The 18,365-nt window shown below is 58.4% G+C and carries 13 protein-coding genes and 3 tRNA genes; 5 read left to right on the forward strand and 11 right to left on the reverse strand.

Translation table 11 applies throughout. From position 1 onward, the window contains the following. Positions 1-33 precede the first annotated feature (33 nt). The 4 genes from R84865_RS04985 to ttcA all read right to left on the reverse strand — a co-directional run bounded on the left by R84865_RS04985 (position 34) and on the right by ttcA (position 1,552). Positions 34-110, reverse strand: a tRNA-Asp gene (locus tag R84865_RS04985). Between the two features lie 51 nt (positions 111-161). Then, positions 162-238: transfer RNA gene (locus R84865_RS04990), tRNA-Asp, on the reverse strand. 66 nt (positions 239-304) lie between these two features. Beyond that, a tRNA-Val gene (locus tag R84865_RS04995) sits at positions 305-380 on the reverse strand. Positions 381-535: 155 nt separating this feature from the next. After that, complete coding sequence (ttcA, locus tag R84865_RS05000; protein ID WP_435639003.1) at positions 536-1,552, reverse strand: tRNA 2-thiocytidine(32) synthetase TtcA; 1,017 nt, start codon at positions 1,550-1,552, stop codon at positions 536-538. Between the two features lie 130 nt (positions 1,553-1,682). Here ttcA and R84865_RS05005 point away from each other — a divergent pair, with 130 nt between their 5' ends. After that, positions 1,683-5,645, forward strand: coding sequence for a hybrid sensor histidine kinase/response regulator (locus R84865_RS05005; protein WP_435639004.1), 3,963 nt, complete (start codon positions 1,683-1,685; stop codon positions 5,643-5,645). A gap of 305 nt (positions 5,646-5,950) precedes the next feature. On the opposite strand, the gene R84865_RS05010 is transcribed toward R84865_RS05005, so the two are convergent. Both R84865_RS05010 and R84865_RS05015 read right to left on the reverse strand, forming a co-directional pair. Then, positions 5,951-6,613: a response regulator gene (locus R84865_RS05010; RefSeq protein ID WP_435630928.1), complete on the reverse strand. Its 663-nt coding sequence runs from the start codon at positions 6,611-6,613 to the stop codon at positions 5,951-5,953. Between the two features lie 317 nt (positions 6,614-6,930). Continuing rightward, positions 6,931-7,542, reverse strand: coding sequence for a SprT family zinc-dependent metalloprotease (locus tag R84865_RS05015; protein ID WP_435630929.1), 612 nt, complete (start codon positions 7,540-7,542; stop codon positions 6,931-6,933). 204 nt (positions 7,543-7,746) lie between these two features. On the opposite strand from R84865_RS05015, the gene R84865_RS05020 reads away from it, so the two are divergent. Further along, positions 7,747-8,427, forward strand: a complete 681-nt coding sequence (locus R84865_RS05020) for a YecA/YgfB family protein (protein ID WP_435630930.1) — start codon at positions 7,747-7,749, stop codon at positions 8,425-8,427. Here R84865_RS05020 and R84865_RS05025 read toward each other — a convergent pair. The 5 genes from R84865_RS05025 to aceE all read right to left on the reverse strand — a co-directional run bounded on the left by R84865_RS05025 (position 8,424) and on the right by aceE (position 15,750). Beyond that, the gene (locus R84865_RS05025) at positions 8,424-9,116 is read right to left on the reverse strand and encodes a class I SAM-dependent methyltransferase (protein ID WP_435639005.1); all 693 of its coding nucleotides are present in this window, start codon (positions 9,114-9,116) and stop codon (positions 8,424-8,426) included. The two genes, R84865_RS05020 and R84865_RS05025, sit on opposite strands and share 4 nt — an antisense overlap. A 3-nt stretch (positions 9,117-9,119) precedes the next feature. Continuing rightward, the gene (gene tsaB / locus R84865_RS05030; RefSeq protein ID WP_435639006.1) at positions 9,120-9,848 is read right to left on the reverse strand and encodes a tRNA (adenosine(37)-N6)-threonylcarbamoyltransferase complex dimerization subunit type 1 TsaB; all 729 of its coding nucleotides are present in this window, start codon (positions 9,846-9,848) and stop codon (positions 9,120-9,122) included. Then, positions 9,849-10,505 (reverse strand): adenylate kinase, encoded by a 657-nt coding sequence (gene adk, locus R84865_RS05035; protein ID WP_435636589.1) that lies wholly within the window; start codon positions 10,503-10,505, stop codon positions 9,849-9,851. Between the two features lie 389 nt (positions 10,506-10,894). Beyond that, positions 10,895-12,988: a dihydrolipoyllysine-residue acetyltransferase gene (gene aceF / locus R84865_RS05040; protein ID WP_435639007.1), complete on the reverse strand. Its 2,094-nt coding sequence runs from the start codon at positions 12,986-12,988 to the stop codon at positions 10,895-10,897. Between the two features lie 86 nt (positions 12,989-13,074). Then, positions 13,075-15,750, reverse strand: a complete 2,676-nt coding sequence (aceE, locus tag R84865_RS05045; RefSeq protein WP_435639008.1) for a pyruvate dehydrogenase (acetyl-transferring), homodimeric type — start codon at positions 15,748-15,750, stop codon at positions 13,075-13,077. A gap of 244 nt (positions 15,751-15,994) precedes the next feature. On the opposite strand from aceE, the gene R84865_RS05050 reads away from it, so the two are divergent. From R84865_RS05050 to ddlA, 3 genes are all read left to right on the forward strand, one after another. Then, positions 15,995-16,153: a hypothetical protein gene (locus R84865_RS05050; protein ID WP_435639009.1), complete on the forward strand. Its 159-nt coding sequence runs from the start codon at positions 15,995-15,997 to the stop codon at positions 16,151-16,153. 216 nt (positions 16,154-16,369) lie between these two features. After that, positions 16,370-16,996, forward strand: a complete 627-nt coding sequence (locus tag R84865_RS05055) for a glutathione S-transferase family protein (protein ID WP_435639010.1) — start codon at positions 16,370-16,372, stop codon at positions 16,994-16,996. Between the two features lie 178 nt (positions 16,997-17,174). Next, positions 17,175-18,293 (forward strand): D-alanine--D-alanine ligase, encoded by a 1,119-nt coding sequence (ddlA, locus tag R84865_RS05060; protein WP_435639011.1) that lies wholly within the window; start codon positions 17,175-17,177, stop codon positions 18,291-18,293. Positions 18,294-18,365: the final 72 nt, after the last annotated feature.

Here is an 18,365-nt window from a genome sequence, read left to right on the forward strand (position 1 = left end):
CTAATGTGCCAGCATACGACAAGAAAGGCTGTATGGCGGACCGGACGAGACTCGAACTCGCGACCTCCGGCGTGACAGGCCGGCATTCTAACCAGCTGAACTACCGGTCCGAATCAGACAACGCTTCTTTGCTACTTCTACTGCACTTATCACTTGCAGAATGGCGGACCGGACGAGACTCGAACTCGCGACCTCCGGCGTGACAGGCCGGCATTCTAACCAGCTGAACTACCGGTCCGCATGCACTGCGCGTGATACCACAACCCTCTATAAAGCGTCATTCCAAGGAGTGCTGCTTTAACAGTGGTGGGTGGTACAGGATTCGAACCTGTGACCCCCTGCTTGTAAGGCAGGTGCTCTACCAACTGAGCTAACCACCCGTGCTGTGTGGCTGCGCATTCTACCTATACCCCCATGAAAGTCAAACGCTTTTCTTCATTTGGTAGAGATAGCTCAGGCGCTGGCAGTTCTTGCTCCATTAACGTTCATGGATTCGACGTCAGCGCCCCACCGCTCGCTGCCACCACCGCTCAAATCAGCGCACGACCTTCCATTCCAGCAGTTCATTACCGTCGCTCAGCGGCGCGACGTCGATACGGTCACGCAAGCGCCGCTCGCGTTCAGCTTCCAGCCCGTTGAAGTCGAACAGGGAACGATCAGCCAACTGCGAAGGCGCGACGTTAGTCACCGCTTTGAACATCGACTCGATACGGCCCGGATGAGCGCGCTGCCACTCGTTGAGCATCTCCTTGACGTTCTGGCGCTGCAGATTTTCCTGGCTGCCGCACAGATTGCAGGGGATGATCGGAAACTCCATGGCGTTGGCATAGTCGATAATCGCCGACTCCGGCACATAGGCCAGCGGGCGAATCACGATGTGGCGGCCGTCGTCCGACAAAAGCTTGGGTGGCATCGCTTTGAGCGAGCCACCAAAGAACATGTTGAGAAACAGCGTTTCGAGAATATCGTCGCGGTGATGGCCCAGCGCAATCTTGGTCGCGCCAATCTCTTCGGCAAAGCCATACAGCGTGCCGCGTCGGAGTCGCGAACACAGGCCGCAGGTGGTTTTACCTTCCGGCACCTTATCCATCACGATGGAATAGGTGTCACGCTCGATAATATGGAAGCGCAAACCGGTTTTGCTCAGGTACTCAGGCAGCACATGTTCGGGAAAACCGGGCTGTTTCTGGTCGAGATTGACCGCTATCAGCTCAAAGTTGACTGGCGCGCTAAGCTGAAGATTGCGCAGAATCTCCAGCATGGTGTACGAATCCTTACCGCCTGAAAGGCACACCATCACGCGGTCGCCCGCCTCGATCATGCCGTAATCGACAATCGCATTGCCCACCAGGCGTCGCAGACGTTTTTGCAGCTTGTTGAATTCGCGCTGGCGCTTTGGCGCCGCGGCATCGCTGCCGAAATCGGGGGTGCGTAGCGACGCTGCCTCAGTGGCGGCGCTGCTCTCGTTAACATCGACGGTATCGCTGGAAGACTCAGCAGTGTCTGCGGCATAGCCGAGCTGCGCGGCCTGCGCGAAAGCGTTGGTAGACATGGAAACTCTCTGAATAGCGAGATCAGGAAATGGCGCCAATGATACCATTGGCGCCAATAAAGGGTGAAACCGGGCGTCACACGCAAGCAGCAATGCGCGCGGCACGACGCCTGTTGGCAAGGGGAAGAGCATGTTTCAGGGCTGGCTATTAAGCGTTATCGCATTTTGCTATATCGCGCTGCTATTCGTGATTGCCTGGCGCGGCGACCATCGCGCTACGGTAAGCGGCGCGGCGCGTAGAAGGCCGATTGTCTATAGCCTGACGCTGGCCGTGTACTGCACTTCGTGGACGGTGTTCGGTGCCGTCGGTGATGCGGCGCATTCCTCCTACGGGATGTTCCCCATCTTTATTGGCCCGCTGCTGGTAGCGCTGCTGTTTTGGCCAGTGCTCAACAAGATGATTCGCGTGGCCAAGCTGCAAAATGTGACCTCACTGGCCGACTTCATCGCCTCCCGATACGGCAAGTCACAGGCACTGGCCGCCTTCACCGGACTGGCCGCGCTAATTACCACCCTTCCCTACATTGCGCTGCAGATAAAAGCCATTTCGCTGAGTGTCGATATCTTCACCAACGCCAATGGCGCGCTCGACTTCTCACTTAAATACGACACCGCCATTTATCTTGCGCCGCTGCTGGCGCTGTTCGCCATTTTATTCGGCACTCGCCACACCAATGCCACCGAGCACCATGAAGGCATTATTCAGGCGATTGCCTTTGAGTCGATCTTCAAGCTGCTGGTGCTATTGGTTCTGGGCGGCACCGTGGCGTGGCTAGCATGGCACGGAAGCCATCTGCTCGGCGCGCCGGTCGACCCCAGCACACTGCCACCGACAACACCGGCGCACGATGCCGTTAGCCATCACGACAGCCGCGGCAGCTGGGTGCAGGTGCTATTGGCAATGGCTGCGGTGTTTTGTGTGCCGCGCCAATTTCACGTCACAGTGGTTGAGCACACCCATGAAGACGATGCGCGGCGCGCGCGCTGGCTGTTTCCTGCTTACATGGTAGTGGCAATGCTGTGCCTGCTGCCGCTGGCGCATATCTGTCTGTCGCTATTCGGCGATACCAGCATCGACCCTGACACCTATTTGCTGATGCTCCCCGTTGCGATGGATAGCCATTGGCTGGGGCTGCTTACCTTCATTGGCGGCTTTGCAGCGGGTAGCGGCATGGTGGTAATGGCCAGCGTCACGCTGTCGATCATGATTTCCAACGAAGTCATCATCCCACTGCTGCTGAAGCTGGGGCATTTCGAGCGTTCAGGACGCGGCTATACCACCTGGTTATTGCGCACACGACGCTTGATTATCGTACTGGTGATGGCCGCCGCCTATGGTGTTTACAGCATCATGGGCGCCAGCAGTTCGCTGGCCGATCTTGGCTGGCTGTCGCTGGCTGGACTTGCGCAGCTAACGCCGGCGCTACTGGGTGGGCTGTACTGGAAAAATGCCACCCGCCTTGGGGTTAGCATTGGCATGACCGCAGGGCTGGCGATTTGGGCCTATACACTGCTGCTACCTTTGCTGGTCCACGCCCACGTGCTGCCACCCGCCCTGCTGACCGATGGGCCCTTCGGGATCGCTTGGCTTAGCCCGATTCACCCCTTCGGCATTAGTATTTCAGCGCCCTTCACCCAGGGCGTGATGCTCTCCACCGCGGTCAACCTGTTCTGCTATATCTTCTTCTCCCAGATCAGCCGCCCGGGCGTTGTAGAGCGCATTCAGGCATCGCTGTTTGTCGAAAGCGCTAGCGTACAGCCGAACTTCAATCGCCCCTGGGCCGGCACCGCCACCATCGATGACCTTAAAGCGCTGTGCCGGCGGTTTCTCAACAGCGATCAGGTCGAGCGCGCCTTCGACGACTACGCGACGCGTCAGGGCAGCCCGCTGTTACCGGGCACGCACGCCTCGATTGATGCCATTCAGTTCAGCGAGCGGCTACTGGCCTCAGCGGTGGGCGCATCCTCTGCGCGCATTCTGGTCAACTCGGCGCTCTCGCATCGCGGCATCGAGCTTTCTGATGTCGTGTCGATTGTCGATGAAGCCTCGCAAGTGCTCGACTTCAACCGTTCGCTGCTGCAGTCAACGCTGGAGAACCTGCATCAGGGCATCAGCGTGGTCGATCACACGCAGCGGCTGGTGGTATGGAATCGCCGCTATTTACAGCTTTTCAGCTTCCCCGACAATCTGATTCGCGTGGGCACCCCCTTCGAGAAGGTGTTCCGCTACAACGCTCAGCGCGGCGAATATGGCCCCGGCGATCCTGAAGAGCACGTTGCCCAATTAATGGAAAATCTGCGCTCGGGCAAGCCTCACCACTACCAGCGCTATCGCAAGGACGGCACGGTGCTCGACATTCTGGGCTACCCCATGTCGAGCGGTGGCTTTGTGTATACCTATCAGGATATTACCCAGCAGAAACGCACTGAAGAGGCGCTGATCCGCTCCGAAAGCAACATTCGTATCTATACCGACAACGTGCCTGCGCTAATCGCTTATTTCGATCCTGAATGCCGCTATCTGTTTACCAATCGCGCCTACGAAACGGTAATGCACATCGACCGCACCGAGGTGATCGGCAAGCGCGCCAATGACATCATGCCGGCGCGTGAGTGGAAGTCACGCGCGCCTTGGATGCGCCGAGCGCTGGCAGGCGAACGGGTGACCTTCGAGCTGTCGATGGATGATCGCGAAGGCAGCATGCGCTACATGCTGGTGACCTATACGCCCCACTTCGGGATTGGCTCACGGGTGCTGGGCTTCTTCGCGCTCTATCAGGATATCACCGACCGGCGCCTGGCCGAGATGGCGCTGAAGGAAACCAACGAGCATTTGGAAGAGCGCGTGCGCGAGCGTACTCGTGAGCTCTCTTCGGTCAACGAAGCGCTGCGCAACGAGAACGAAGTACGCGCCCAGGCTGAGCAGGCGCTGCGTCAGGCGATGCAGATTGCCGAAAGCGCCAACGCCTCGAAGACACGCTTTTTGGCCGCCGCCAGCCACGACTTGCTACAGCCGCTGAATGCTGCCCGCCTGTTTACCTCGGCGCTCACCCAGCGCTTAAGCGAAAGCGCTCACCTGAATACGCTGAACCATATTGATTCTTCGCTGCAATCCGCTGAGGAACTGCTTAGTACGCTGCTCGATATCTCCAAACTCGACGCAGGAGCGCTGACGCCGAAACGCCGTCAGTTTAGCCTTAGCCAGGTAATCACCCCGCTGCAGTCGCAGTTCGACGTGATGGCAGGCGAGCGTGGGCTGGAGTTTCACGTGGTAATGTCGCACGCCATGGTCGATTCCGACCCGCAAATGCTGCAGCGCATCATCCAGAACTTTATCTCAAACGCGCTGCGCTACACCCAGCAGGGCCGCGTGTTGCTTGGCTGTCGGCGTCATGGCGATGAGATCGCGATCGAGGTGTGGGACACCGGTCCCGGCATTCCTGAATCGAAACAGTCAGAAATATTCCAGGAATTCCGCCGCCTCGATCAGCAATCGCGCCACCGCGAAAGCGAGAAAGGGTTGGGGCTTGGTCTTTCGATTGCGGATCGTATGGCGAAGGTGCTTGAGCACTCGCTCAATCTGCACTCTGAAGTGGATCGCGGCACCGTGTTCTCGCTGCGCGTGCCGTGGCTGAAAGGCGTGGTACAGAGCCAGACAACAGCAGAGGCCAAACGACCCACTGCCGCCAACAAGCTGAAAGGTGCCAGGGTTATCTGCATCGATAACGAAACCCTGACCTTGGAAGGCATGCGTGCGATTCTGGAAGGCTGGGAGTGCGAAGTGCACACCGCCACCACCATCGGCGGCGCCAAATCGGTGCTGCGCCACTTGCACGAAGCGCCCGACGCCATTCTGGCCGACTATCATTTGGATAACGAAGTTACCGGGCTGATGGCGCTCGATGCACTTGATGAACGTATGGAAGGCGATGTGCCCGGCATCGTGATTACCGCTGATCGCACTGAGGAAGTGGCTGATTTGGTCAAACGCGCGGGATACCACCTGCTCAACAAGCCAGTGAAACCGGCAGCACTGAGAGCGCTACTGACGCGACTGCTGCAAGCGCAGCGCAGCAACAGCCGGTTAGGCTAGCACTGGGCAACGTTATTGCTGGCGGCGGCTTCCTGCATAGGAGATCGACTTCGCCAGCCGCCTGAGCCTGCCAACGCGCACTGCTCGCGGGCAGCAAACGGCTGTGATGGCTGCCCGGCAATCAACGGCCGATGATGAGCGGCTTTCGATAAACGCAACAGCGGACGCTGCGATTGCCACTATCAGGGCAACTACAGCGTCCGCTGTTTTTTAGGGCGGCCTATCGCAACGCCCTTCTGCTTCATTCGGTTGCGGTTCTAATAGAGAGAGAAAGCACCGGTCGGGGTCGCAACCATGCCTGGGGCTTACCCCTCAACCTTCGGGGGTTCCAGCTCAAGGCGCTGCGCAGCGATGACCGCCTGGGTGCGCGAATGAACACCGAGCTTACGCAGAATGGCGGTGACGTGAGCCTTGATGGTGGCTTCTGAGACATTCAGATCGTAGGCGATCTGTTTGTTCAAAAGGCCCTCGTTCAGCATGTTAAGTACGCGAAACTGCTGCGGCGTCAGCGAAGCAATTGCTTCGGCAAAACGCGACTCTTCCTCGTTGGATTCACCCAGCGCATCGGCAATATGCTCGGGCAGCCATACTTCGCCATCAAGCACCGCACGGATGGCATCACCAATCACGTTCAGCGATGCTGACTTGGGAATGAAGCCGGAGGCACCGTAATCGATGGCACGACGCACTACATGGGGCTCTTCGCTACCGGACACCACCACGACGGGGATATCAGGCACCTGACCACGCAGTTGAATCAAACCGGAGAAACCGTGAGCACCAGGCATATGCAAATCGAGCAGAATGAGGTCGGCATCGGAGTGCTGATGAACAGCTTCCGTCGTCGCCTCCATGGTGTCGGCTTCAACGATATCGGTCTTGTCTACTACATTGGCGAGCGCCTGGGTGAGCGCAGCACGAAACAGCGGATGATCATCGGCAACAATAAACTTTTGAGCCAGAGCCATAAGGTATCTCCCAACATCCTGCGACGGCAGCTTTGCGATACGCGCTGCTGATTAAATCGACCGATTGGCAGCACTCCCCTGATGTGCCGCCACCGCCATTATTGAAAAGTAACGAAAATTTTAGGGTGCCAGCACGCCCGCACAAAACGCTCGAAAAACGCCAACCAGCGGCGCCATAGCCTATCACGCGACATTGTCACTGACACTTTCGTATAGCGGCTACACTACACCTTTTGTCGCAGTAAGCCATTCAACTTTACGCGCAGAGGCAACTCACCACACCTAACTCTACGTTAATGCAGACAAGCAGACCTTAATCAGCTGCGGGTGTTGTCTTCAACGCCCGCTTTACCCATGAAATAGAGCGGCTGGCGGCAACCTTTGCAGAAGTAGCGTCGTCCTTTCGCTACGCTGTTGTGACGACGCAGGCTAAAGCCGTGAACGCGCGATTGGCCGTGCTGGTCGCGGCATCCACAGCCATAAAGATAGGGAGCAGGACTTGCCGCACTGGTATCGAAACGATGGGTGACCGCCGGCGGCAGCCCAAACATCGCCACCATCAGCGTTTTCCATTCATTACCATGTGGTGCAACGCGCGACGAGATACCGTAGTGCACGACCCAATGAGCCATTTCGTGAGGCACTACTTCGTTGATAAAAATACGCGGCTGCTCGCCCAGCAGTACCTTGTTGAAACGTACACCGCCGCGGCCAAAATGTGCTTGCCCCGCACTTTTGCCGCGCAAATCACCCCACACCTGCGGCGCAGGCAGTTGGGGGAACCAGCGACGGGCGTGTGTCAGACAGCGGCTCACCTGGCGCTCCACTTGCGCCATCAGCTCAGCAGCGCTCAGTTCAGCCAGCGCGCTATCATCGGCAGAAGAAAAAAGCGGCGCTAACGCATCTTCAGGGTCCAGAGTTGGGGTCATGCTTGATAGAATACCGTTAATAATGGAGTGCACCTGCTCGCACCGAAAAATCGGGCAGTGTCTACGAGCGGCGACGTCGAACTGACAAGCGTACCGGCACCCGCGCCCTACTTTCTCAGGTACTTTTAGCCAGTTGGGCGCGCCTCGCTCCACGCGCCGACCACTACCTCTGCGCCCACTTTAATGACTCACAGGACCAACGCAATGACGCCTCCCCCTCTGCAGGAAACAGACGACGCACGCGAGATTCCGCTCTTGGACGATGAATCGCTCGATCAGCTCGACGAGTTTCTTGACTCAGATCAGGTGGACGCTGAAGCGCTGGGCATCTTCGAAGCACACGGCTTTCTGGTTGCGCTGGCGATTGCGCCGGAGCCCACCGATGCCGCGGTCTGGGTGTCCGTGCTGTTTAACGGCGAGCCTGCCTTCAGCGACGAAGCGCAACGTCAGCATATTCTCGGACTTTGCGAAACGCTGCAACGCAACGCCGCTCAGGCCTTTGAACGCGGTTTACTGCCTGAGCTGCCTTTCGATCCGGAAATCGAAGGCCATCCTCTCGATGCACCAGCGGGCGAGTGGTGCGCAGGCTTCATGGAAGCGGTGTTCTTGAACGAAGAAGCCTGGTTCGGCAACGATGAAGAGCAAGCCGCTCAGCTGCTGCTACCATTTATGGCGCTGTCAGGACTGTTCGAAGAAGAAGATCCCGACCTTGCCGAACTGGCGGCGTCACCGCGTCGTGCCACTGAGCTTTCCAATCAACTGGCCGAGCTGTGCCTGGATCTGTTTTTGCTGTTTCGTGCGCCCAAAGAGAAAAAGAGCGCGCCTTCGGCACGCTCTTCTACGGGCGGCAACGGCCGCCAGCGCGGCAAAAAGAAGAAACGCTAATCACTGCGCAGCGATCGATGCACATAAAGATCGTAGCGGCTGTTTTTCTCTTCGACGGTGTGCTGAGGGGCCGGGCCCTGAATTGGGGGCGCGCCCTTGGGCCGCTTGACCACCACGCGGTGAGTCGCCACCTCCAAGGCTGCCTCAAGCAAGCGCGGCGCGTCATCGTCGCTGCCGGCCAATTCGCGGAATAGCCGCATCTCCTTCTTCACCAGCGCGCTTTTTTCGCGATGGGGAAACATCGGATCGAGATGCACTACCTGAGGAGCAACGCCGCTATCCGCTACCAGCTGTGCCAACCGAGCGCTGGCATCGCCGTGTTGCAGACTCATTCTAGCGGCAATTTCGCGTACGTCCGGGTGCGCCATGGCACGCACCAGCCCATCCTCAAGCAGCGCTGCAATTTCTGGCACACGCTCGATCATCACTACCCTGGCACCAAGAGATGCCAGTACGAAGGCATCGCGCCCCAGCCCTGCGGTCGCGTCGATAACGCTAGGCGTGACGCCGGCCTTGAAGCCACAGGCACGCGCGATCAGTTGGCCTCGTCCACCGCCAAAACGGCGCCGATGCCCCGCCTTCCCGCCAACAAAATCAACATGCAGGGGATGACCGAAGGTGGGCGGATCGCAGCATAGCACCAGCCCCTCGGGCCGGTGTTCGAGTGTGAACAGAGGCGTTCCGCTCATCGTCTAATCCAACGGCCCGCGCGTTGAGCGATGGGCAACATTGTTACGCAGATAGACCGGTTGAACGTCTGCTGGCGAATGTAGGCGCTGGGCGACCAGCTCGAGTGCGGCCAACTGCGCTATCTCACGCGCGTCGGGCTCAGCATCGCTAGTGTGCAGCACCAACTGCTGGCGAGTTTGCTCGGGCATTCGTTCGAGGTAACCGAAGCCAGCCCCGATGGCCCGCAACGTGCCAGCGGGCAGCGTCAGCTGCTGCGGTGCGATGACTTGCTCCTGATCCAGCGCGGTCACCTGCGGAATACCTTCATTACGCTCGACTGCAAAGCAGCCCACGTAAATTTCGTCCATACGCGCGTCGAGAGCGGCGCATACCTGCCCGCCTTCGCCTTCACGACAGGCCTGCAGCGCTAACGCTGCCAGGGTAGAAATGCCGATCATCGGCTTGTCGGCACCAAACGCCAGCCCTTGTGCAGTACCGGCGGCAATACGCAGCCCGGTGAATGACCCGGGCCCCACGCCGTACGCCAAGGCGTCGACATCAGCGAGCGCAATACCTGCTTGTGACAGCACCGTATCGACCATCGGCAGCAGCTTGCGCATGTGTTGGCGCGGCGCCACTTCGTAAAGCCCCGAGAGCGTTCCTGCGCTGCCTGGCTGCCCCTGCCATAACGCTACCGAACAGGCACTGGATGACGCATCCAGCGCCAACACTCGCAGTGGGCGCATGTTCATTCAGGCCTCAAGCGCCTTGATTAGCTCGGCACGAATCTCGTCGAGCTTACCAACGCCATTGATACTGGTGTACTGCGGTGCCTGCTGCGGTTCGGCAGCGGCCCAATCGCGGTAGTAACCCACCAGCGGCTCAGTTTGGCGATGGTAGTTGTCGAGGCGCTTACGTACGGTCTCGGGCTTGTCGTCCTCGCGCTGGATCAGCGCTTCACCGGTCACATCGTCCTGCCCTTGAGTGGCGGGAGGATTGTGCTCGGTGTGATAGATACGGCCGGAACCGGGGTGCACGCGGCGGCCCGACAGGCGACCAATAATCTCTTCATCAGGAACGGAAATCTCGACGACGTGGTCGATTTTCACTCCAGCATCCTTGAGCGCATCGGCCTGCGGGATAGTGCGCGGAAAGCCATCAAGCAAGAAACCGTTGGCGGCGTCGGGCTGAGCAATGCGCTCCTCGACCAGTGCCACGATCAATTCGTCGGACACCAGCTTGCCCTCGTTCATTACCTGCTCGACCTGACGGCCCAGCTCGGAGCCTTCCTTGATGGCGGCACGCAGCATGTCACCGGTAGAAATCTGGGGAATGGCAAAGCGCTCGCAGATAAAGGTCGCTTGAGTACCCTTACCTGCGCCGGGGGCGCCCAACAGAATCAAACGCATGGATGCGGTCCTTGATAGATCAAATGAAGTTCGGCGCGAGGTTGGCCGAACAAATGCCTGGTAACGTGTTAGCGCGCTGGCATGGCAGCGACGCCTGACAACAAGCAGACGCTGTTGTGGCACCGCCTCGATCACACGGCTGACAAGCGAAGCTCGCGATTGCCTTGATGTAACGAAAAGCGGCCCGAGAGGGGCCGAAACGTTTGGCGGCGGCGCTGAGACGTCACCAGAGCGATATTATCAGCGAAGACGCCGCTAGGGCGCCTTCTCGATATTCGGATAGCTACCGCCCACCATTGGATATATGGCAGGGCGAAAACTATACAACGTGCAGCGAAACAACGCGACCCCTACCCCGCTTGAGCGGGATAGAGGCCACACTGTATAACCTACAGCGTCAAGCGGCGGATATCCGCCAGCACCTTGGCCAGATAGGCGGTAAAGCGCGCCGCATCGGCACCGTTCACCGCACGGTGATCGTAGGAAAGGCTAAGCGGCAGCATCAAGCGCGGCTTGAACTCCTTGCCATCCCACTTCGGCTTCAGCTCAGAGCGCGACAGCCCAAGAATAGCCACCTCAGGCGCATTGACGATCGGCGTGAACGCCGTGCCGCCAATCGAGCCAAGGCTCGAGATGGTGAAGCAGCCACCCTGCATCTCTTCGCGCTTGAGTTTCTTCTGCTGAGCCCGCTTGGCGAGATCAGCAAACTCGAGCGCAATCTGAATGATGCTTTTCTTATCGGCATCGCGCAGCACTGGCACCATCAGCCCGTCGGGCGTATCCACCGCGATACCGATGTGGACATACTTTTTCCAGATGATCTTGTCACCATCAGGGTGCAACGACACGTTGAACTGCGGGAACTTGTGCAGCGCGTGCGCCACGGCCTTGATCATGAAAGGCACCGGCGTCAGCTTAGCCCCTTCACGGAACGCTTCCTCCTTGACGCTCTTGCGGAACTCTTCAAGTTCGGTGATATCCGCTTCGTCGAACTGCGTGACGTGCGGCACGTTCAGCCAGCTGCGATGCAGATTGGTGGCGCCAGCCTTGAGCAGACGCCCCATCGGTTTCTCTTCCACTTCACCGAAAGCGCTGAAATCCACCGCAGGAATCGGCGGAATACCGGCACCGGAAGCGGCTGGCGCTGCGGCCGCTGGCTGAGCAGCCGCGCTGCCTTTTTGGCTCATCACCTGCTTGACGTGCTGCTGGATATCTTCTTTCAGCACGCGACCACGCGGCCCAGAGGGCGTTACGTCGGTCAGCTCGACGCCAAGCTCACGCGCCATCAACCGTGCGGCAGGGCCGGCGTGTACGCTGGGACGCTGATTACGCTGCTCTTCGCTAAGCGCTTCGGTGCTGGGCTCGTGGCCTTCGCGTACGGCTGCCTGCGGCGACTGCGGCGCGGACGGTGCTACTGGAGCCGCTTGCGACGACGGCTCGGCCTGTTCGACTGCGGAGGATTCCTGCGCCTTGGGCGCTTCCTCTGCCGCCGGCGCTGCAGCACCTGCAACTTCAACATAGCCGATCAGATCGCCCTGCTTCAGCTCGTCGCCTTCGCTGATGCTAACTTCCACCACTTTGCCAGCGTAGGGGCTTGGCACGTCCATTGACGCTTTGTCGGACTCGAGCGTTAGCAGCGTGTCCTCAGCGGCAATGTCATCACCTACCGAGACCGCCACTTCGATGACCGGCACAGCACCGTCGCTACCGATGTCCGGTACCCGCAGCTCTTTGCGCTGCGGCTCGCCGGAGGGTTGCTCGGCAGGCTGACTCGCCGGCTTGGCTTCAGCAGGCTCGGCATTATCGGCCGATGTTTCTGCCGCTGCTTGCGACGCGGCAGCGCTTTGCTGCGGTGCTGCATCAGCCGCTGCCTGGCCACCTGCTACCTTGAGGCGTCCAATCACATCGCCGGTGGACACCTTGTCGCCTTCGGCCACGGTCAGCTCGACAACCTCACCGCTGTCGGGACTAGGGATGTCCATCGATGCCTTATCGGATTCCAGCGTAATCAGAGTATCTTCTGCTTCTACCTGATCACCGGCTTTGACGGCCACTTCGATGATTTCAACGGCGTCTTCGCCAATATCGGGCAGCTTGATCTCGATTTCGCTGCTGCCACTGCCCGTCTGAGACGGTTGGCTGGCCTCAGGCTGTGCGGCTTCCGGCTCTGCTACGGTATCGGGTTGCGCTTCAGCGGCGGCCGCTGGCGCATCATCTTGCTGCGCATCGGCAGCGTCGCCATCTGCCTCGGTTTCGAGCTCAAGGATGTCGTCACCGGTAGACACCTTGTCACCCTCGGCCACCAGCACTCGTTTGACCTTACCGCCCTTCGGCACCGGAATATCCATCGACGCCTTGTCGGACTCCAGCGTAATGATGGTGTCTTCTGCCGACACCTCATCACCTGCTTCTACCGAGACTTCGATAATTTCGACCGCCTCGTCGGACCCGATGTCGGGTACCTTGATGATTTCGCTGCTCAAGTTCGCGCTCCTCTCATCAGCATCACGCCATAATCAATCGGCCGACACCCGCACTCACCAGCGAGCCGTCGGCGATGCCCAGCACCTTATACGTACTGAGGATTGGGTTTGCTGACGTCGATTCCGTATTTTTCGATGGCCTGTTTGACGCTTTCACGTTCGACCTTGCCTTGATCGGCAAGCGCTTTCAGCGCCACTACCGTGACAAAGTAACGATCCACTTCGAAGAAGTGACGCAGTTGCTCGCGGGTATCGGAGCGACCGAAACCATCGGTGCCAAGCACATGGTAATCACCCGGCACCCAGGCGCGAACCGAATCGGCAAACAGCTTCATGTAGTCAGTGCTGGCAACAATTGGCCCTTCCCGCCCTTCAAGGCACTGAGTGACCCATGGTTTGGCGGGCGTTTGATCGATATTCAGGAACGCCTGGCGATCAATCTCCAGCGCTTCGCGACGCAGTTCGTTAAAGCTGGTAACACTCCAGATATCGGCGCTTACCCCAAAGTCGTCGCGCAACAGATCAGCCGCTGCTTCAACTTCGCGCAGAATGGTGCCAGAGCCCAGCAACTGCACGCGCGGGCCACTGCCGCTTGCTTCCTTGAGCAGATACATGCCGCGAATGATGCCTTCCTCGCTGCCTTCCGGAAGCTCAGGCTGAACGTAGTTTTCGTTCATTAGCGACAGGTAATAGAAGCAGTTTTCGTTGTCTTGCACCATCCGCTTCAGACCATCGCGTACGATGACCGCTACTTCGTGCGCATAGGTCGGATCATAGGAGCGGCAGTTGGGAATGGTGCTCGCCAGAATATGGCTGTGACCGTCCTGGTGCTGCAGTCCTTCACCGTTCAGCGTGGTGCGCCCTGCGGTACCGCCAAGCAGGAAGCCGCGCGCCTGCATATCGCCGGCCGCCCAGGCCAGATCGCCGATACGCTGGAAGCCGAACATCGAGTAGTAGATGTAAAACGGCAGCAGCGCATTGCCATAGTTGGCATAGGCGGTTGCAGCCGCCATCCACGAGGCCATCGCACCGGCTTCGTTGATACCTTCCTGCAAAATCTGACCGGTCTTGTCTTCACGGTAGAACATGATCTGACCGTGATCCTGCGGCTCATACTTCTGGCCTTCGCTGGCGTAGATACCCACCTGGCGGAACAGGCCTTCCATGCCGAAGGTACGCGACTCATCCGGTACGATCGGCACAACGCGTGGGCCGAGGGTCTTGTCCTTGATCAGGCCGCTGAGAATACGCACGAACGCCATTGTCGAGGACAGCTCGCGATCACCGGAGCCTTTGATCTGACTGGCAAATATCTTGCTGTCGAGTTCGGGAATCTCAAGCGCATCGTGAGTGGTGTCGCGCTTCGGCAAATAACCGTGCAGCGCCTGACGACGCTCGTGCAGGTAGCGCATTTCCGGCGAGTCATCAGATGGCTTGTAGTAAGGCATCTGCTGTTCGATCTGCTCGTCGGTGACGGGGATATCAAAGCGATCACGGAAACCTTTCAGCGCATCGACGTTCATCGATTTGGTCTGGTGCGCGCCCATTTCAGCCTCACCATGTCCAGCGCCCATACCGTAACCTTTAATGGTGTGCGCCAAAATCACGGTAGGACGACCATTGGCGTTATGGAACGCCTCGTGGTACGCCGCGTAAACCTTCTGAGGATCGTGACCACCGCGATTGAGCTTGAACACGTCTTCGTCGGACATGTCTTCGATCATCTTGAGCGTTTCTTCGTGCTTGCCGAAGAACTTTTCGCGCACGTACGCACCGTCCTGCGCTTTGTAACTCTGATACTCGCCGTCAACGGTAGTATCCATGGTGCGCTGTAGGAAGCCTTGCTTGTCAAGCGCAAACAGGCGATCCCACAGCCCACCCCACACGACCTTGATAACGTTCCAGTCGGCGCCGCGGAACATGCCTTCCAGCTCGTCGATGATGCGACCGTTACCGCGTACCGGGCCATCAAGACGCTGCAGGTTACAGTTGATCACGAAGATCAGGTTATCGAGACCTTCACGACGCGCGACATGAATGGCGCCCAGTGTTTCGACTTCATCGCACTCACCATCGCCAAGGAATGCCCATACCTTGCGGTCACCTGCAGGCTCGATGCCGCGGTGATCGAGGTACTTCATCATGCGCGCCTGATAGATCGCGGTGATCGGGCCGAGCCCCATCGATACGGTGGGAAACTGCCAGTAATCCGGCATCAGGTAAGGGTGGGGATAAGAAGAAAGACCGTTGCCATCCACTTCCTGACGGAAGTTATCCAGCTGTTCTTCGGTCAGGCGCCCTTCCAGATAGGAACGCGCGTAGATGCCAGGCGCGATGTGCCCCTGGAAGTAAATCATGTCGGCCTTTTGTTCACCGTCACCGCCGCGGAAGAAATGGTTGAAGCCCACTTCATAGAGCGTGCAGCTCGACATGAAACTGGCGAGGTGGCCGCCCAGGCCCTTGTGCTTGTCGTTACTACGCAGTACCTGGGCGATGCTGTTCCAACGGATTGCCGAGCGCAGTTTGCGCTGAATGAAAACATCGCCCGGCATCTTGGCTTCACGATGAACCGGAATGGTGTTGCGATGGGGCGTGGTCGGCGAAACCGGTGGCTGCATGCCATCACGGCGCAAGCGGTCGGCCAGCCGGCTCAGCAGATAGCGCGCACGGTCGTCGCCCTCGCGGTCCATCACCGATACCAGCGAATCAAGCCATTCCTGGGTTTCGATGGGATCGATGTCTTCTGTTGCCTCGAACTTCATGGGCTTCTCCGAATGGAAAACAGGGTCCAGTTACTCATACGCTGATAGCATTGAGCGAACGCGCCCGGGAATTTTACCTGCTGATTATTGGCTTCCCTGCGCGGCAGCCACGGGTAGCGGCGCCTGGGTCGGTCTGGGCTTACAGCGCCCACGTCACAATGTGGGGGAAAGATACCGTAATCATGCTGCGCTGCCAATTGACTAGCCTCTTATCAAATCGCCGTAGGCAGTTCACTGAAACGCAATGGACAACGTTTCCATTTTGATTCTTTTGGTGACTTTTAAAGCATTGAGAAATGCTGCTGACGGGCTTGCCTACCAGGCCATTTACTCCGCCAACGAGCCTTTTTCGCGCGTTGGTTTCCACTATAAGGAAATGACTTCCATAAATCCTTTAGCCTAACTTTGCCGCTACATTGAACTTTGGTATTAGCGAATTCTCCCTTGGTGACGGCGTTTATGCCGCCTAACGATGACTTCTGCTTGTCGGAGAGCAGCGGAGAACGCCGCGACACAAATGACATACATTCGTCGTAAGCAGCTAATATGGTGATAAGCAACGACATAATACGAGAGCACGCCGTATCGGCGACCCGCTCATCCAACAAGGAGAAGCGCTATGCTGACCATTTGGGGCAGGAAAAACTCCAGCAATGTAAAAAAGGTGCTGTGGTGCGCTGACGAGTTGGAAATTCCGTTTGACCAAATTAACGCCGGCGGCTCATTTGGCGTTGTTGATGGTGATGAGTATCGCGCCAAGAACCCCAACGGACTGGTGCCGTGTATTGAGGACGATGGCTTCGTACTGTGGGAGTCCAACGCGATTGTGCGTTACCTGGTGGCACGCTATGGCGACCACTCGACCCTGCTGCCGCCAACGCTTGAAGATCGAGCCAGCGCCGATCGCTGGATGGACTGGTGCAGCACGTCTCTAGCGGCCCCGCTCACGGTGTTGATCACACAACTAGTGCGCACTTCCGAAGGCGAGCGCGATTCAGCGAAAATCACCGCAGCGGCAGCACAGTTCGCCGATGCCATTCAGGTCGCGGAGCACGGCCTCGCGACCACCCAATGGTTCAGCGGCCCATCGTTCGGTGTTGGCGACATTCCACTCGGCGTCGTCATCGACACCTGGTATGCCCTATCGCACATTGAGCATCCGGCACTACCTGCCATTGAGGCGTGGCATCGGCGCTTGAAGCTGCGCCCCGCGTTCAAACAATGGGTGGCCGTGCCGCTCACGTGAGAATATTCGTTCACGCCGCGATAACAACAGCACTGGCAGTACATTCCGTGGCGCTGCGGCATTAGCAGAGGCTGCCGAAAACTGGACGGTCGATCGTGCCTTATTGCCAACAAAAGGTTGGGAGCAAAGGTTGGGCCGTGTAGACTTCGAGCAACGAACACTAACGCCAAGCGACACCATGAAAAAACTACGTATTGCGCTGATTTTCGGCGGTAACTCGACTGAACACGAAGTCTCCCTGCAGTCAGCAAAAAACATTGCGGCAGCGCTCGACACATCGCGCTTCGAGATCGTCCCGGTCGGGATCACCAAACAAGGCCAATGGCTGGTTGCCGAGCGCGACGACAGCTTCCTTCAGCATGCCGACGATCCCGAGCGCATTGCGCTGGCACCGTCATCCAAGGCGCTTACGCTTGCCCCTGCCTGTAGCGATGGCCAATGGCGTGTAGGTGATACCGCATTGGCTGGTATCGATGTGGCATTGCCGGTGGTGCACGGTGGCAATGGCGAAGATGGCTCGCTGCAGGGGCTGCTGAATATTCTCGATATTCCTTACGTAGGCAGTGATGTACTCGGTTCAGCGGTGTGCATGGACAAGGACATCGCCAAGCGCCTGCTGCGCGACGCCGGTATACCGGTCGCGCCGTCAGTCACCGTGACTCGTCAGTCCCGCCGTCGCCTTGATTCCCAGGCCATTATCGACGAGCTTGGTCTGCCGCTGTTCGTAAAACCTGCCAGCCAAGGCTCATCGGTCGGCGTTACTAAGGTCAAGCAAGCGGACGAACTTGCCGCCGCCCTCGACGACGCCTTTATCTACGACCACAAGGTGCTGGTCGAGAAAGCCATCGATGGTCGTGAAATCGAGTGTGCCGTCCTTGGCAATAGCGATGGTCGTGAGCTGCCGAAGGCAAGCGTCTGCGGCGAAATCGTTCTGCACGATGAGTTTTACTCGTACGCCACCAAGTACATTAGCGCCAGCGGCGCTGGTCTATCGATCCCTGCCGAACTGAACGCCGATATCGCCGAGCAGGTACGGCAAACTGCCGTGGACGCGTTTCAGGTGCTCGAATGCCAGGGGCTGGCGAGGGTCGACTTCTTCGTCACTGAAGACGGCAATCTAATGATCAATGAGGTTAACACCCTGCCCGGCTTCACCCGCATCAGCATGTATCCCAAGCTGTGGGAAGCCTCGGGACTGCCTTACGATCAGCTGCTCACGCGCCTGGTAGAGCTAGCCATCGAGCGGCATCAGGATAATGCGACCATCCAGCACAACGTATCGCTTACTAACGAATAGGGCTCGCGCTGCCCGGTTTACTCCCTTAACGACAGCGGGCCAGCAATATGCCGGCCCGCTGTCGTTGGATTG

Origin of the sequence: Carnimonas bestiolae (genome assembly GCF_051251145.1) — a bacterium.
Classification (GTDB): Bacteria; Pseudomonadota; Gammaproteobacteria; order Pseudomonadales; family Halomonadaceae; genus Carnimonas; species Carnimonas bestiolae.

Excerpts from the sequence above, each read along its gene's own strand:
- ttcA (WP_435639003.1), bottom strand. The coding sequence starts at position 1,552 with ATGTCTACCAACGCTTTCGCGCAGGCCGCGCAGCTCGGCTATGCCGCA.
- R84865_RS05005 (WP_435639004.1), top strand. The coding sequence starts at position 1,683 with ATGTTTCAGGGCTGGCTATTAAGCGTTATCGCATTTTGCTATATCGCG.
- R84865_RS05010 (WP_435630928.1), bottom strand. The coding sequence starts at position 6,613 with ATGGCTCTGGCTCAAAAGTTTATTGTTGCCGATGATCATCCGCTGTTT.
- R84865_RS05015 (WP_435630929.1), bottom strand. The coding sequence starts at position 7,542 with ATGACCCCAACTCTGGACCCTGAAGATGCGTTAGCGCCGCTTTTTTCT.
- R84865_RS05020 (WP_435630930.1), top strand. The coding sequence starts at position 7,747 with ATGACGCCTCCCCCTCTGCAGGAAACAGACGACGCACGCGAGATTCCG.
- R84865_RS05025 (WP_435639005.1), bottom strand. The coding sequence starts at position 9,116 with ATGAGCGGAACGCCTCTGTTCACACTCGAACACCGGCCCGAGGGGCTG.
- tsaB (WP_435639006.1), bottom strand. The coding sequence starts at position 9,848 with ATGAACATGCGCCCACTGCGAGTGTTGGCGCTGGATGCGTCATCCAGT.
- adk (WP_435636589.1), bottom strand. The coding sequence starts at position 10,505 with ATGCGTTTGATTCTGTTGGGCGCCCCCGGCGCAGGTAAGGGTACTCAA.
- aceE (WP_435639008.1), bottom strand. The coding sequence starts at position 15,750 with ATGAAGTTCGAGGCAACAGAAGACATCGATCCCATCGAAACCCAGGAA.
- R84865_RS05050 (WP_435639009.1), top strand. The coding sequence starts at position 15,995 with ATGGACAACGTTTCCATTTTGATTCTTTTGGTGACTTTTAAAGCATTG.
- R84865_RS05055 (WP_435639010.1), top strand. The coding sequence starts at position 16,370 with ATGCTGACCATTTGGGGCAGGAAAAACTCCAGCAATGTAAAAAAGGTG.
- ddlA (WP_435639011.1), top strand. The coding sequence starts at position 17,175 with ATGAAAAAACTACGTATTGCGCTGATTTTCGGCGGTAACTCGACTGAA.